Source organism: bacterium (genome assembly GCA_035945995.1).
Lineage (GTDB): Bacteria > Sysuimicrobiota > Sysuimicrobiia > Sysuimicrobiales > Segetimicrobiaceae > DASSJF01.
This window is the reverse complement of record DASYZR010000097.1, coordinates 29883-44949: the sequence shown is the minus strand read 5'-3', so window position 1 is coordinate 44949 and position 15067 is coordinate 29883. Positions and strand designations below refer to the sequence as shown.

12 protein-coding genes are annotated in these 15067 nt (G+C 68.2%); 7 read left to right on the top strand and 5 right to left on the bottom strand.

Annotation, left to right across the window (positions count from 1 at the left end; all coding sequences use genetic code 11):
* Positions 1-92 precede the first annotated feature (92 nt).
* Entirely contained in the window at positions 93-1409 is a 1317-nt protein-coding gene (locus VGZ23_10435) for a hypothetical protein (protein HEV2358010.1), read from the top strand.
* Here the strand turns inward: VGZ23_10435 and VGZ23_10430 are convergent.
* Both VGZ23_10430 and VGZ23_10425 read right to left on the bottom strand, forming a co-directional pair.
* A complete protein-coding gene (locus VGZ23_10430) occupies positions 1376-2440 on the bottom strand; it encodes an O-antigen ligase family protein (protein HEV2358009.1) in 1065 nt (354 codons plus the stop codon). The two genes, VGZ23_10435 and VGZ23_10430, sit on opposite strands and share 34 nt — an antisense overlap.
* A gap of 172 nt (positions 2441-2612) precedes the next feature.
* Positions 2613-3932, bottom strand: coding sequence for a Wzz/FepE/Etk N-terminal domain-containing protein (locus VGZ23_10425; GenBank protein HEV2358008.1), 1320 nt, complete (start codon positions 3930-3932; stop codon positions 2613-2615).
* Between the two features lie 147 nt (positions 3933-4079).
* On the opposite strand from VGZ23_10425, the gene VGZ23_10420 reads away from it, so the two are divergent.
* From VGZ23_10420 to VGZ23_10405, 4 genes are read left to right on the top strand one after another with little or no spacing between them, the layout of a single operon-like run.
* A complete protein-coding gene (locus tag VGZ23_10420; protein ID HEV2358007.1) occupies positions 4080-5453 on the top strand; it encodes a phosphomannomutase/phosphoglucomutase in 1374 nt (457 codons plus the stop codon).
* Entirely contained in the window at positions 5447-6985 is a 1539-nt protein-coding gene (locus VGZ23_10415) for an LptA/OstA family protein (GenBank protein HEV2358006.1), read from the top strand. Before VGZ23_10420 ends, VGZ23_10415 begins: the two co-directional genes overlap by 7 nt.
* A gap of 44 nt (positions 6986-7029) precedes the next feature.
* Positions 7030-8604, top strand: coding sequence for a glycosyltransferase family 39 protein (locus VGZ23_10410; GenBank protein HEV2358005.1), 1575 nt, complete (start codon positions 7030-7032; stop codon positions 8602-8604).
* Positions 8601-9761 (top strand): glycosyltransferase family 1 protein, encoded by a 1161-nt coding sequence (locus tag VGZ23_10405; protein HEV2358004.1) that lies wholly within the window; start codon positions 8601-8603, stop codon positions 9759-9761. The genes VGZ23_10410 and VGZ23_10405 overlap by 4 nt, the downstream gene beginning before the upstream one ends.
* Positions 9762-9814: 53 nt before the next feature.
* On the opposite strand, the gene VGZ23_10400 is transcribed toward VGZ23_10405, so the two are convergent.
* On the bottom strand, positions 9815-11512 hold the full coding sequence (locus VGZ23_10400) for a copper amine oxidase N-terminal domain-containing protein (GenBank protein ID HEV2358003.1): 1698 nt from the start codon (positions 11510-11512) through the stop codon (positions 9815-9817).
* A gap of 184 nt (positions 11513-11696) precedes the next feature.
* Here VGZ23_10400 and VGZ23_10395 point away from each other — a divergent pair, with 184 nt between their 5' ends.
* Together VGZ23_10395 and VGZ23_10390 are read left to right on the top strand one after the other, a co-directional pair.
* Positions 11697-11969 (top strand): hypothetical protein, encoded by a 273-nt coding sequence (locus VGZ23_10395; protein ID HEV2358002.1) that lies wholly within the window; start codon positions 11697-11699, stop codon positions 11967-11969.
* The gene (locus VGZ23_10390; GenBank protein HEV2358001.1) at positions 11966-12406 is read left to right on the top strand and encodes a type II toxin-antitoxin system VapC family toxin; all 441 of its coding nucleotides are present in this window, start codon (positions 11966-11968) and stop codon (positions 12404-12406) included. The genes VGZ23_10395 and VGZ23_10390 overlap by 4 nt, the downstream gene beginning before the upstream one ends.
* Before the next feature lie 42 nt (positions 12407-12448).
* Here the strand turns inward: VGZ23_10390 and VGZ23_10385 are convergent, their stop codons facing one another.
* Both VGZ23_10385 and VGZ23_10380 read right to left on the bottom strand, forming a co-directional pair.
* Positions 12449-14317 (bottom strand): bifunctional homocysteine S-methyltransferase/methylenetetrahydrofolate reductase, encoded by a 1869-nt coding sequence (locus tag VGZ23_10385; GenBank protein HEV2358000.1) that lies wholly within the window; start codon positions 14315-14317, stop codon positions 12449-12451.
* Positions 14314-15048: a hypothetical protein gene (locus VGZ23_10380; GenBank protein HEV2357999.1), complete on the bottom strand. Its 735-nt coding sequence runs from the start codon at positions 15046-15048 to the stop codon at positions 14314-14316. Before VGZ23_10380 ends, VGZ23_10385 begins: the two co-directional genes overlap by 4 nt.
* Positions 15049-15067 lie beyond the last annotated feature (19 nt).

Here is a 15067-nt window from a genome sequence, read left to right as displayed (position 1 = left end):
CTCCAACGACGTGCTTTCCTGCCCGAAGTGCTTTCCTGCTCGAAGACAATCCCCGAGGAATATACGCGTGTTGCATCCAATCGAGACCAGGAATGAAGACCGCTGCCGCTTCGCGCGCCGCCGCGCCGATCACCTTCGCACTCGAGGCCTCACCGCTCCGGCGGCTGCGACACGGGAGTCTCCTGGCCACGCTCCTCGTCGGCGCGATGATTCCGTGGTACACGCTGCACCTCTTTCCCGCGATCACCGTGGGCGCGGCGAAGGTCAACCTCTTGGACGTGCTCGCGGCCTGCGCGGTACTCGTGGCGATCCCGACGATCGTCCGCCGCCTCCTCGGCGGACCGCGGACGGTCCTGTGGGTCGCGGCCTTCATCGCCTACATGCTGATCCCCCTGATCGCCGGCCTCCGGGATCCGCACGCCCGTTTCCTCGCCGTGCGAGAGTCGCGGGCGCTCGCCTTCTACCTCCTCGCGCTCGTCTTCGCATCCGGCGGGTATCAGCCGCGAGACTTCCGGGCCTTCGCCGCCGCCTACGTGATCGGCACAGTCGTGGCGATCGCGGCGGTGTTCGCGCATCTGCTCGGATTCATCGCGCTCCCCGGGTATCCGCCGCAGGCCGTGGCCGGCCGGGCGTACACCTGGTGGAGCGTACGCTACCTCGAATGGACGGTCATGGTCACCGCGTTTCTCCTGAGCCTCGCAACTGCCATGACGACATCCTCGCGGCCGGCCCGGCTGTGGTGGGGAGCCGCCTCGGCGGCCATCGCATGGTACGTGCTCGCGACATCCGAACGCTTTCTTCAATTCCTCGCCGTCGCCACGGGCATGGTCGTGATCAGCCTCCCGGTATTCGGAGGTCTCAGGCCTCGACGTCTTGCGATCATTGGAGCGGCGTTGGCCGTCGCGGCCCTAATCGGAATCGGCGCCGCCGGCGGGTACGGGCCCGCCTGGTTCACCGTCCCGGTGAAGAGCAGCGTCTATCGCTGGGTCCGGGCGGGCGCCGATAACTCGGTTCAGGACCGTCTCGCGGAACTAAGGGAAGTCGGCCGGCGACTCGCCCCGAACCCACTGTTCGGGGAGGGCCTGGGCGGCCTCGTGCTTCGCCGGGCCCCGCACGATCCGGGCCACCCCTGGCCGTACGCCTCGTCAGGATATGTCTTTCTGCTCATCAAGACGGGGATACTGGGGTTGGGGCTCTACCTCGGCATGGTATGGGCCGCCGTCGTCGCCGGGCGGCGGGCGATCCGCGCTCGAACCGTAGCCGTCGGGTGGCCGGCACCGGTCATCGGGATGGTTGGCCTCGGCCTCCTGCTGACGCTGAACGTTTTGTACCCCACTGTTGACACACCTGAGGGCGCCATCGCCTTCAGTTTGTTCTACGGGATGCTTGTCTCGCCGGAAACCGTGTAGCGGCGAGGCGGCGAGGCCACCAGAAGCGCCAGCATCAGCCAGAGCGCCGCGCTCGTGCTGACCGAGAACAGCGTGTTGTCGGCCAGCTGGTCAACAAGAAGGCCGACCCACAGCGCCGCGATGACCGATCGCATGGGATCGGCCAACGGTGGGGCGCGGCGTCCCTGCTGCCACCATGCACGCACCGCCGCCACTCCGATCCAGCAGGCGCCGAGGAATCCCACGAGGCCGGTCTCGACGGCGATGTTGAGCGCCAGGTTGAACGCAAATGGTTCCGGGCTCATGCCCGGGGCCTTGCGCCGCTCGTACTCCGTTTCGAAGGTGCCGAAACCGGTACCCAGCACGGGATGCCTTCGGATCATGCTGAGTGACGTGCGCCAGATCCGTATCCGGTTGCCGGAGACGTCGGTGACGGTGTCCCGCAGCCGTTGGTGGAGCTGCGGAGTCACGGCGGAGGCCAAGACCAATGCCACGGCGCCCCCGGCGAGGACCGACACCATCAAAACCGGCCGGGTCCGCAATTCGCGATAGACGAGGTACGCCGTCCCGATGATCAAGCCCGCCAGAGAGGCGCGCGATCCGGTGGCGAGCAGCCCTACGAACGTGAGGGACGCGCATGCCGACAACCCAACGAGCGTCCACCCGCGCACACGGAACGCCAATCCCGACGCGAGAATGGTCCCGAGAAGCAGGGTCGTTCCCAACCCGTTGGGACCGACTCCCCGAGGGATTTCCGCCCGGGCATGGATCCAGGTATGGGCTCCTATCTGAGAGTACGACGAGGCAGAGTATAGCAACCCCGCAAGCGCCGCAACGAGCGCCCCGAGCACCCACGCATAAAAGAGCGCGGTCCGAGCCCCGGCGGCGCGGCTCAACAGCCACATGAACGATCCAAAATAGATGACGCCCGAAAGGACGAGTATCGTGGTGACTTCGATGGCCACACCCCGGTACGGGGATGCGGCCGCGGAGACAAGCAGGATCACCGCGAAGCCCGCAAGGGGGACGTCGAGGGCGGAGGACTGCCACACGATGGGGCGTCGTCTCACGAGCCGCCATAGCGCCCCGAAAAACAACAATCCGAAGCCGACGGCGGCGTAGCCGGCGGTGTAGAGGAAGACGGTAATGAGAGTAGCCCAGTATTCATACGCAAAGGCATTGCGGTCGCCGATGACGCCCGCGGCGTTGTGCGTCGAGACCCGCTCAGGAACCAGGATCCCCGTTACTGCCGATACCGGTGGCCGCCGGCAACGGTTGGGGAAGGCCGGAGCTTGGGAGCGGTGCACGGGCAGACGGAACGTGGAGGTACTCGATCACAAGCGCCGCAGCGAGCGCGAGAAAGAAACCCAGAATCCCGAATATCGCCAGGGTCGAGCCCCGGTGCCTGGGGAGGGGCTGAGCGGGGACCGACGCCTCCAACGCGACCACGACCGGACTCGCATGCGTCGCGGCGGACGCAAGGGCGGTCTCCTGCTGCCGTTTGAGGAATCCGGCGTACAACAGTCGGGTATCATCGGCCGTCCGGGTAAGCTGGGTAGCCTGATATTGCAGCGCGGCCAATTCATTGCGCATAGATGACAACTGCGCCTGCATGTCCCGCATGGTCTTCGCGGTCGCGGCCCGCTCCGCACGGAGCTCAGTCACCTGCACCGCCGTGTTGGCCGCCTGCTGGTCAAGACTCACGTAGACTGTGTTCAGCTCCTGGGTGCGAAGGCTCAGATGACTTAGCGTCGCGAGGTCCTGCCGGGCGGCCGCGACCGCGTCGGGGTCGGTCGTGACGGCCTTGGTGAGCGTATAGACTCTGGGCTGCTCCCGAAGCTGCGACCGTATTGCATTCCACCGTGCCTCGGTCTGCTCGAGCCTCACCGACAGGTCGAGGAGATCAGACTGGTACGCAGCGATCTGACTCGTGAGCGCTTGAACGCGGGCCTGGAGTTCGCCAACACGGCTCCGCGCGTTGAACCGGCGGAGCGCTTCCTCTGAGCCGTTGAGCCGGCTCCGAGCGCTCTGGAGTTCTCGGTCGAAGAACGCGAACGACTGGCGCGCCTCGGCCTGGAAGAGCCCGCTGCCCTTCTCCGAGACGACCGCCGCCCACAGATTGGCGATTTTCGCGACGCGCTCTGGATTGGATCCGCGGACCCCGAGCTCGACCATATTGCCCCCGTCGCGCGGGATTGTGGCCGCGAATTTCTCGTGCACGCCGGTCGTCGTGCTCGATGCGGACCTCGTCACCGCCTCCAGCAACCCGTCCAGCATGGCAAATTGCGCCAGCGATTGGGCCGGCAACTGGGGATTCAACACCTCGCTGATGCTCGGGCCGGCGGCAGTGCTCCCTCCCGGAGTTCCGACCTGAAGGGTCGCCTGGGGCACAGAGAGGACGGCGACGGCCTCGTAAACCGGCCGCGACATGAGGGTTACGGGAACTGCGACAAGGACGGCCGCGAGCGTCACGGCGATGATGAGGCGCCGGTGACGCCAGAACACCGCCAGATAGTACCGAATGTCCAGAGTATCATCATCCATTGCGAAACCCGTACCCTCCCACCGGCCTCTCTTTCAACCCTTGCCAATTCGGGGCGATGCAGAGCAGTCCTCCCAAAGACCCCCGGAGTGGCAACAATCGCCGGACGGTAGGTAGGGACGCGGGCGGGGGCAAATTCTCTCTGTCATATGCAGCCACCGGCACACATCTTCCGCGAGTACGATATCCGCGGCATCGTCGGCCGCGATCTGGATGCGGAGGCCGCCGAGACGATCGCCCGGGCCTTCGGCGCGTACCTCGGTCGCAGCGGCGTGCGGCGGGCCGTCATTGCCCATGACAGCCGGGTGAGTTCCCCGGACTTGTACGCCGCGGCGATTCGCGGCCTCACCGCCGCGGGGTGCGACACGATCGGCGCCGGCGTGGCGATTACGCCGATGCTCTATTTTGCGCTGCACCACTTCGACGTGCAGGGCGGCATGATGGTGACGGCGAGTCACAACCCTCCGGAGTTCAACGGGTTCAAGCTGTGCCTTGGCCCGGGGACTCTCTACGGGCCCCAAATCCAGGAGGTCCGTGTCCTGACGGAAGCGCCGACCGAACCCGGCAACCCGGGCGACATGGAGACACGGGAGATCTTCCCGGCGTACCGCCGGATGCTCGCAGAACGCATTCGGTTGGGACCCCGGCACCTCCGCGTTGCGCTGGACTGCGGGAACGGGACGGCGGCGGCGTTCGCGCCGGAAATCCTCCGCGCGTGGGGCTGCGACGTACTGCCGCTCTACTGCGAACTCGACCCCTCGTTTCCTCACCATCACCCGGACCCGGTTGTGCCCGAGAACCTCTCCGATCTGATCCGGCTCGTACGCGACGGCCATGCCGACGTCGGCATCGGCCTGGACGGCGATGGCGACCGGATCGGCGTCGTCGATGACCTCGGCGGGATCTTGTGGGGCGACCAATTGATGGCCCTGTTCTGGCGCGAGATACTTCCCCGTCATCCGGGCGCCGTGGCCCTCGTGGAGGTCAAGTGTTCTCAGGCGTTGATCGACGAGATCCGGCGCCTCGGCGGCCGCCCGGAGTTCACCCGGACCGGCCACTCGTTGATCAAGGCCCGCATGCGCGAGGTAGGGGCCGTCTTCGCCGGTGAGATGTCGGGACACATGTTCTTCGCCGACGAGTACTTCGGCTTCGACGACGCCGTCTATGCCGCGGGGCGCCTGCTGCGGATCCTTTCGCACACGGACCGGCCGTTGTCGTCGCTGGCCGCGGAGATCCCGCGCTACTACGCGACGCCGGAGATCCGCGTGGCGTGCCCCGACGACCGCAAGTTTCAGGTCGTTGACGCGGTCACGCGCGAGCTCCGATCCGGGTACGACGTCGTCGACATAGACGGCGTCCGCGTCGTGTTCCCCGACGGATGGGCCCTCGTGCGCGCCAGCAACACGCAGCCGGTGCTCGTGGTGCGGGCGGAAGGCACGACGCCTCAGGCGCTTGAACGCGCGAAGGCCGTCCTTACCGAACAACTCCGCCGCCACCCCGACGTCGCTCCCGTCCCGTGGTAAGGCCCTCGCCTCTGTTCCGCGGCGCGGCGGCCCTGATCGCCTGCCTTGTGCTCGCGGCATCGCTGGCATCGTCCGCTCTGGCCCAACCCGTCGCCCCGGCCACCCAGGGACCAGTCACGCTCACGGCCGACCATATCGAATACGATACGCAGACGGGGAACGTGGTCGCAGACGGGCACGTCGTCGCCACGCGCGCCGGCACGACGATTACGGCCGACCACCTCACGGGCAACCTCAACACGGGCGACGTCCAGGCGACCGGCCGCGTGGTCCTCACCGAGCCCGGGCGGACGTCGACCGGTGAGAATCTCAAATACAATTACCAGACCCGCGTGGGCGAGATGAGCCAGGCGGTCACCAAATACCCCCCCTGGACCCTGACGGGCCGGACGATCACGACCGCGGGCGGGCGAGGCGTGGCGACCACGGCGTCCGCGACGCCGTGCGATCCCGCCCACCCGGCGTTCCGCGTCACCGCCCGGAGGGTCGTCGTCGTTCCCGACGACTACTTGACGGCGTACGGCGCGGTGCTTCGCGTGTACGGCGTGCCGGTGCTCTACGTGCCGGCCTACACCGTCTCGCTCAAGCGCACGCGCCGCAAGGCCTCCACCGGCCCGACCCTCGGCTACGACAATTTCAACGGGGTGTGGGTCGAATACAACCAGTATCTCCCGCTGGGAAAGTGGGAGAGTCAGGTCCGGGTCCGTTACGGAACCCGGTCCGGCGTGTCCGGGGAGGCCATCATCGACCGCCACTTCCCAGGCTACCTCGTCACCTCCCATCTCGGCCGCGCCGTCAGTTTCGATCAGAACGGCAATCAGTTCAACTTCGATCAGTACACGGTAGAAGCGGATCTCGACACCCGCACCGTGGGCAGGCTGCCCCTGACGTACGCGCTCGAGGTGCAGGCCGGCAACTTTCAGGAGAGCCAGAGCGGCGTCAACGCGTTCCGGACCGAGGGACTGCTGACGCTCACGACCGACACGATTCACCTCAACCAATCGCTCACGGTCTCAGCCGGAGGATACTACCGCTACGATGCGTACAGCGTGGGCAACGTACGCAACATCAGCGCGGCCGCCGCGGCCCTGACCCAGGTTCTCACTCAGACGAGTTCGACGACGCTCTCGTACAACTTCGCCCAGGTGACCGGCGCCACCCCGTTCTTGTTCGACCACATCGCATCGGACAGCGCCATTTCCCTGAGCTACAGTTACTATCCCGGCAAGGCGCTTCAAAGTGGAACCCTCAGCGGCACGTACGACTTTCTCACGCAGCAAACGACCGTCGGCCTGAACCTGGCGTTCACCGTCAGTCCGTCGATCCTGTTCAGCACCAACGTCTTGTACAATCTGACCACGCAACAGTACACGGAAGTCGACTACGCGGTGAACGCCACCTGCGATTGCGTGTCGCTTGGGGTGGTGTATCGGACGTTTCCGCAGTCACCGGCCTCGAACCAGTGGTACGTCACGCTCGGCATCAACACACTTCCTGGACTCGCGACCTCGTTTACGGTGGGGCCGCGGTAGCAGCCCATGGGTTCCCGCGTCCTCACGGAAATCGCCGTCCGGAGATGACAGGGGCGCGGGACCGCCCCGCACCCTGGGAGGGCGCCCACCTTTCCGCCGGGATGTACGCCTGGGGCGTCGCCTGTGTGACCGTGCTCGGCGCGGTGCTCCGCTTCGCGCACATCGCGCGACCCTTCAACCGCCTGATGGCCTGGAACGAAGGGCACTATGCGATGATTGCCCTCAATTTCGACCGGTACGGGCTGTGGTCTCAGCACAATGAGCTCGGGTTGGACCGGACGTTCTCGCCGGGCGGACCGTGGCTGATGTGGGCCGCCATGAAAGTGTTTGGCCCCTCCGAGGCCGCCGCCCGGCTGCCCATCGTGCTCGCCGGCATCGCGGCGGTACCGTTGATGGCCGCCCTCGCCCGGCGGCTCATGCGGAGCGAGCAGATCGCGGTCGTGGCCGCCGCGTTCGTCGCGGTCGCCCCCGGCCTGATCTATTTCTCGCAAAACGTCCAGCTCGATACGCTCACGATTTGCTGCGCGCTCGCCGCCGCGGTATTGCTCCTCCGGTACGGCGACACCCGCCGCCGGGCCGATGCGATCTGGTCCGGCGTATGGCTGGCCCTGGCGGTTTGGTTCAAGTTTACGACCGTGCTCCTCTACCCGGCATTCCTCGTCATGTGGTGGCCGGTCCGTCCAACGCGGCGTGGGACGGCCGCCGTCACGGCCGGCGCGTTCGCGGCCATCACTGCGCTCCCGAGCGTGATCTGGATCGCCGCGGGCTGGCTAACGTTCCAGGCATCCTCCGGGCTCACGAAGCGGTTCTTCTTTCGCGACTGGGATCTCCGCGGCATCGCGAAGGCGCTCTCCGAGATCCCCTTGGCCGTCGAGGCCCACCTGTTCATCGCCGTCTTCCTGCTCATCTTTCTTGGGATCTCCGCGGCGGTCCGGTGGCGCGCGGAGTTTCGGGCGATCTGGGTCTGGTGCGTGCCGTGGATCGTCCTGTACATCTTCGCGCCGTGGGACAGCCTGGTGAACCGGTACTACGATCTTCCGGCAACCTATCTTCTCACCGTGGTCGCGGCGGTCGGTTTGTGGACGTGGCGTGCGCGCGGCCCGCGGCAGGAGTGGTCCCGGGCGCTGGCCGCCGGTCTCGTGGTCGTGGTCGGCCTCACGACGGCCTATGACGTCTGGGACCCGATGACCGATCGGATCGCGCGGGCCTCGATGGCCCACGTCCCGCCGATCGATCCGTCCCCTTTCTACTCGGCCAAGATCGTCGCCGCGCTCCCGCGGGGCCGTACGATCGCGGACACCCCCCAGACGATGTTCTACGCCGGGGGGGATCCGGCGTGGATCGAGATCACGGGCGGCGATGTCCGCTGGAAGATCGACCCAGAACTCTTCGACTACGTCATCCTCAACGATTACGGTCACGGACAGGAACCCTACTACTCGATCGACGCGACGCTCCGCGATCAGCTCGCGCGTCACCACTACGTCCAGATCGCCCCGGGCGCCTGGGCGCACGTCCGGACCCGGATCGCGGACCTGGGAGGCTACGGTGACCCGGCCACGCCGTACTGGACGCCGGCACCGGCGTGGCTCCGTCCCGGGATGACCGTCCGGCAGTGAGTCGGTCCCTCCGCGTCGTCATCAACGCGGTGGCCGCGCGCATGGGCGGCGCGGCGACGCACCTGCCGAACTTTCTCCACACCGCCGGCCGGCGGTATCCGGACGATGCGTTCATCGCCTGCGTGAACTCGGAGTGGCACCTGCCGGCGCTCCCCTCGAACATTCGCCTCGTGGACGTCGGCGCGCTCCGCAACCGATTTGTCCACGCCGCGTGGGATCAGTGGGGCATCGCGCGGGTGGCCGTTCGCGAACACGCCGACGTGCTGCTCTCGCTGCTGAACTTCGGCCCGATCCGGTCTCCGGTGCCGCAGGTGGTACTCGAGCGCAACCCCGTCTATTTTTGTCCGTTCTACCTGGCCGCGCTGGGACGCGGCCGCGCGCTCGAAGTGGCGGCGACACGCGCCCTCGCCCACGCGGTGATGCGCGCGGCGCGGCGGGTCGTCACGCCGTCGGCCGCGATGCGGGAGATGATCCGCGCCTGCTATCCCGACCTGCCGCCGGCGAAGTTTCGCGTGATCCCGCACGGCTTCGGGGTCGCGGCCTTCCGCGGAGGGGCCCCCGTGCCCGGCGACGCCGCGGCCCAGATCGCCGCCTCAAACGGCGTGCGCATCCTCTACGTGTCGCACGCCGCGTCATACAAGGGGATTGAGTTGCTGCTCGAGGCCGGCCGTGTGCTCCGCGACGACGTGGCCCTGGCCGCGACGATGTGGCTCACGATCGCGCGCGAAGACTGGCCCAAGGGTTTCCCGCGCTACGTGGCGTTCATCGAACGGCACGGGCTCCAGGCCCACGTGCGGCTTCTGGGGCGTATCCCGCACGGGGCCGTTCATCGCATCTACGAAGCCGCGGATCTGTTCGTCTATCCGAGCCTGTGCGAATCGTTTGGCTTTCCGCTGGTCGAGGCGATGGCCAGCGGATTACCGATCGTCGCAGCCGATCTTCCGCTCAACCATGAAATGTGCGGGGACGCCGCCGTATACTATCCGCCCCGCGACCCGGCGGCGCTCGCGAGGCAAGTCGCCGGTCTCGCCCGCGACCCCGATCTGCGCGCGCGGCTCGCCGCCGCCGGCCGGGCCAGGGCGGGGCGGTTTTCATGGGACGACCACGTGGATGAAGTGATGGCGGTCGTCCGCGAGGCCGCGGCGGACGCGGGGTAAACCCGCGCCGCCGGCCTCGCGGTGACGCCGCACGGGAATCGGGTGCGCGGCGGCTAGTCCCCCAGGTCCGCGAGGAACGCTTGATTGGTGCCCTGGACGACCCAAAACGTGGCGGAGCGGCCGGCCGCGACGGCGCCGAAGTCGGTGCGGCCGCCCCTGCGCGCGATATAGGCGTTCGTCGCGATCGTGAAGGTCTGACCGTTCGCCAGCCTGACCGTGCGGGCGTTGAAGTTTGCGTCCACGATCTTACCGGTCACCATCTGGACCGCGATCGGCTCGGTCAGGTCAACGAGGAAGGCCTGCGTGGTCCCCGCGGTCACCCAGAACCGCCCGTAGCGGCCGGCGGCCACCGCGCCGAAGTCTGTGGGGCCGTTGCCGCGCGCAATGTAGGCGTCCCCGAAGACCGCGACCGTCTGTCCGTTCGCCAGCCTCGCCGTGCGGGCCCGGAAGTTGGCATCGGCGATCCACCCTTCGATCGTCCCGGCCGCGGGGAGGCTCCCGGGGCCGGCCGCGGCATCCGCGAGATCAATCGCCACCGCCTGATGGGTCCCCTCGATCACCCAGAAACGACCGAGGCGGCCGGCCGCCACCGCGCCGAAATCGGTCGGGCCGCCGTTGCGCGTGACGTGGATATTCGACGGCGCGGTGAAGACCTCGCCGCCGGCCAGCCTGGCCGTGCGGGCCTTGAAGTTCGCGTCCACGATGGTCCCTTCCACCGCCCGGACCTCCAGCCGCTCCGTGACGTCGATCGCCACGGCTTGGTTCGTGCCCCCGAGAACCCAGAAGCGGCCGAGGCGGCCGGCCGCGATCGCGCCGAAGCCGGCCGTCCCGCGGTCGTGCACGATGTACGCGTCGTTCGGGACTGCGACGGTCCGGCCGTTGTCCAGCCTGACCGTGCGCGCCTGGAGGTTGGCGTCGACGATCTTCCCCGAGACGACCTCCACCGCGAACGGACGGGAGGGCGCGGGCTTCGGCGCAGGCGGGGGAGCCTGCGCGGCCACGCGATAGAAGGCGACGATCCGCGTGGCCTGGTACTGCGGGTCCGCCGTCACGGTGACCGTGTCGCCCGGCCGCAGGGCCTCAAGCCCGACCGGTCCGCCGGCGCGGGTGTCGGCGTTGTAGCGCCCGATGGTCGCAGACGGCGCAACCGGGAGCTTGTACTGCTGCCCCCCTGCCGCGACGACGATGTACGGCGCCGTCCCCGTGGCGACCGTCAGGAGTTGACCGGTGATCGGCGGCACCTGCGCGGGGGCGGGGGGCACGTAGGTCGGCGGCGGCGGGGCCTGAGGAGCGGGGCTCGGCGGCGGGACGGGAAGCGTGGCGGCTGCGGAACTGATGAGAATGGCGCGGCTCGCGTCCACCCACTGCACGCCCGCGCCGAGCGCCTCGCTGACGAACCGCAGCGGCACCATCGTCCGTCCGGCGATCGTAAACGCGGGGACATCGAGTAACGTGGGGAGATTGTTGACCCGCGCCTGGCGCGAGCCGATGGTGAGCTCGACCGCCTGGGCGCCGCGCAGCGCGACGATGTGTTGGGTCGGGGCGTCGTAGTCCACGGTCGCCCCCAGGCGCTCGAAGACGCCGCGAAGCGGCACGAGCACCCGCCCGCCGATCACTGTAGGCGGCACGTCGAAGTTGACGACCTGGCCGTCCACGTACACTTGGATCGCCGGCTGCGCCAGTCCGGCTTGCGGACCCGCCAGCGACAGCACCAGGATCGGCACGAGAGCAAGCATCAGTCGATGTCGCAAGGTTCTGCGCCCCCTTTCCGGTGACGCTGTGAATGTAGTAACGTTGCGCCGCCCGGCAGGGTTCATGGACTGTTGTCCCCCATTTTTCACACGTGGTTTGACACCTTAGTGCTTTGGTGCTACATTCGGCTGCGGAGGCGTGGACATGGTACGGACAGCCCGGAAACCCCCTGCGAGAGTACGCTTGAACATCTACCTTCCGGACTCTACGCTCCGGCGCGCAGTGAAGGCGGCCGCCGCCGAGCAAGATCTCTCGGTCTCCGAATACTGCGTCCGCGCCATTACGAGCCAACTCGAGCGTGATGAGGAGGACGCGCCCGCACGCAGGAAAGGCGCGCGGTTGTCGACCGCGGTCGAGAACGCCCGGCGTTTCCGGTCAGACACATTCCACGGCACGATCTTCAAGGCGAGTTCCGCCGACCTGATCCGGCAGGCCAGGGAGCGGCGCCCGGCGTGACGACGGGAACCGTGATCGTGGACGCCAGCCTGGCGGCGATGTGGGCCCTGCCCGAACCACACAGTGCCCAGGCGCTCGCCCTGGCTGAGCAGTGGGGACGGAACGACGTGCACCTGGTCGCTCCCTGCCTGCTCGTCGCCGAGGTGACCGACGCGCTCTACAAACGCATGCTCCGCGGCGAACTGGACATCTCCACCGCGGCGTCCGCCCTCGGCGTGATCTTCGCCTTCGGTGTCGAATTGCGTGAGGAACCGGGACTGGCGGCGCGGGCGCTCTCCCTCGCCGCAGGTCTGCAGCGGTCAACCACGTACGACTGCCACTATCTCGCCTTGGCGGAGAGGTACGATTGCGCCCTGTGGACCGGCGATCGGCGCTTCTACAACGCGGTACATCGGGCCGAGGCGCGAGTGAGGTGGATCGGAGCCTTTACCGCGTAGTACCGCGCGGCACGGCGGCGAACTCCCCGCACAGGGCACGGATCAGGTCCGCGCTCTGCCCCCTACCGTCCCGACGCGCGCGCGAATCTCCCGGGTGAGCGTCGCGCAGACCTCGTAGCGGCCGAACGACGGCATCAGATACGCGCCGTCGATCCGGTCGACGAGCGCCACCAGGAGCTCGTGCGCGAGCCGGAAGCCCTCGTCCCGCCCGGCGTTGCCCGCGATCCGCATGCGGTCTCTCACCCAGTCCGGGATCGTGATGCCGGGCACCTCGTTGTGCAGAAACTCCGCGTGGCGGAAGCTCTGGAGCGGGAGCACGCCCACCAGGACCGGCACCGGCAGCCGGCCGGCCCGGCGTTCGAACGCCTCGAGCGTCTCCGGCTCGTAGATCGGCTGCGTCATGAAGAAATCGACCCCCGCCTCGAGCTTCCGCTCCAGCTTCGGCAGTTCCCGGTCGAGCGTCGCCGTCGTCATGTCGAGCGCGCCGCCGATGAGAAACCGGGCCGGGTGGCCGATCGACTTCCCGGCGAGGTCGAGCCCCTCGTTGAACCGCTTGATGATGCGCACCAGGCCGGTGCTGTCCACGTCGTACACGGCCGTCACGTTCGGGTAGTCGCCGCGCGGCGGCTCGCCGGTGAGCGCGAGCACGTTGCGAACGCCCATCGCGTGCGCGCCGATGAGGTCGGCCTGCAGCCCCACCAGGTTGCGGTCGCGGGTCGTGAAATGGATGATGGTCTCGATGCCGCAGTGCTGCTGGATCAGGTAGCACATCGCGAGCGCGCTCATCCGCACCCGTCCGATGGGACTGTCCCCGACGTCGATCACGTCCGCGCCGGCCTCCTTGAGGAGCCGCGCCCCCTCGAGGTCCTTCGTCGCGTCGAGGCCTTTCGGCGGATCCACCTCCACGCTGATCACGAACGACCGGCGGAGCTTCTGCGCCAGCTCGCTCGGCTGGCCGACGGACGGCAACGCCTCGTCGCGCCCGGCGGCCGGCACCGCCTCCGTCATCGGGCGCTCCGGCGCCGGCTCGACGCCGGCGATCACCCGCCGGATCGCCGCGATGTGCTCCGGCGTCGTCCCGCAGCACCCGCCGATCACCCGGGCGCCCGCCTCGACCATCTTCTTGGCGTACGTCGCCATGTGCTGCGGCGACGAGACATAGATGTAGCGCCCTTCGACCAGGGTCGGGAACCCCGCGTTCGGCTGCGCGGACAGCGGCACGTGGGCGGCGGCGGCCATCTGCTGGATCACCTCCAGCATCGGCACCGGTCCCACGCTGCAGTTGGCGCCGGCGACGTCGGCGCCGGCGCCCTCGAGGGCCGCGACCACTTCCGCGGGGCTGTGTCCGTACCGCGTCCGCCCGTCGTCGGTGAAGGTCATCTGGGCCATCAGCGGCAGATCGCACGCCTCGCGCGCGGCAGAAACCGCTTCGAGGAGCTCGCTCAGGTCGGCGAACGTCTCGAGGATGAGCAGATCGACGCCGCCTTCGACCAGCGCGTCGATCTGGCCGCGAAACGCCGCCCGCGCTTCGGGCGGCGTCACCCGGCCAAACGGCGCCATCGGCCGGCCGAGCGGGCCGACCGAGCCCGCGATGAAGCAGGCGCGGCCGAAAACGTCGCGGGCCTCCTTGGCGATCTTGGCCCCCTGCCGGTTGATGTCGCGGACCCGGTCGGCGAGCCCGTGCGGCCCGAGCTTGAGGGCGTTCGCGCCGAATGTATTGGTCTCGATGATCTCGGCACCGGCGCGGAGGTAGTCGAGATGGACGTTCAGGACGCGCTCGCGGTCCGACAGGTTGAGCGCGTCGAAGCAGTGATCGAACGCCACGCCCCGGGCGTACAAGAGCGTGCCCATCGCGCCGTCGCAGAGGAGCGGGCCGCGCGCGAGCCGGGCCCGGAACGGGTGGGCGCTCACGGTTGGAGTTGGACCGGCGGCCCCCCGCAGATGTCGCACGGTTGTCCGAAGTCGCGCTGACTGCTGAGCACGAACCCTTTCGGCGTCTGCCGGAACGTGCGGATCTTGAACTGCACCGGCCACGTCCGGAAGTCAACCACGGGGTTGATCTGCCGCTCGAGGTTGGCCGCGAGCACGTACGGGACGGGGATGGAGTTCACGGAGAGCGCCTGGACGTGGAAGAAGACCTCCGGCTGCCCGTAGACCTGGAAGATCCCCTGCATCCGCACCCGCGTCGGGATGCCGTTGTACACGACCGTCGCGGCGCCGGTGACCGCCTCCTGATCGAGGGCGAGCCGCACGTCCTTCACCGACGCCTGCTGGTTGAGAAAGTCCTGCACCGCGGCGAGCGACAGCGTGCCGTAGATCGCGTTGTCGCGAATGTCGAGGATCTTGAGCGCGCCGCGCCTGAGCGCGGCCGGGTCGAAGGACACGCCGACCAGGCGAATCCACAATTCGTCGATCAGCATCCCCTTGATCATCACGTGGCGCCCGTACAGGCTCACGCGCGCGTATCCGCCGTCGTAGAGGTCGGGGACCGCCTCCAGGTGGAGCATCGCCGGGTCGCCGAGCAGGTGGCCGAAGAGCGTGCGCAGTTCCTGCGTGGACGTCGTCTGCGGGGCGGCGCCGGCCGGAATCAGCAGCCCTCCGACACACACGGTCACGATGATTGCTGCGAAGTATCGATGCATACGCTGCGTATCCTCCGTG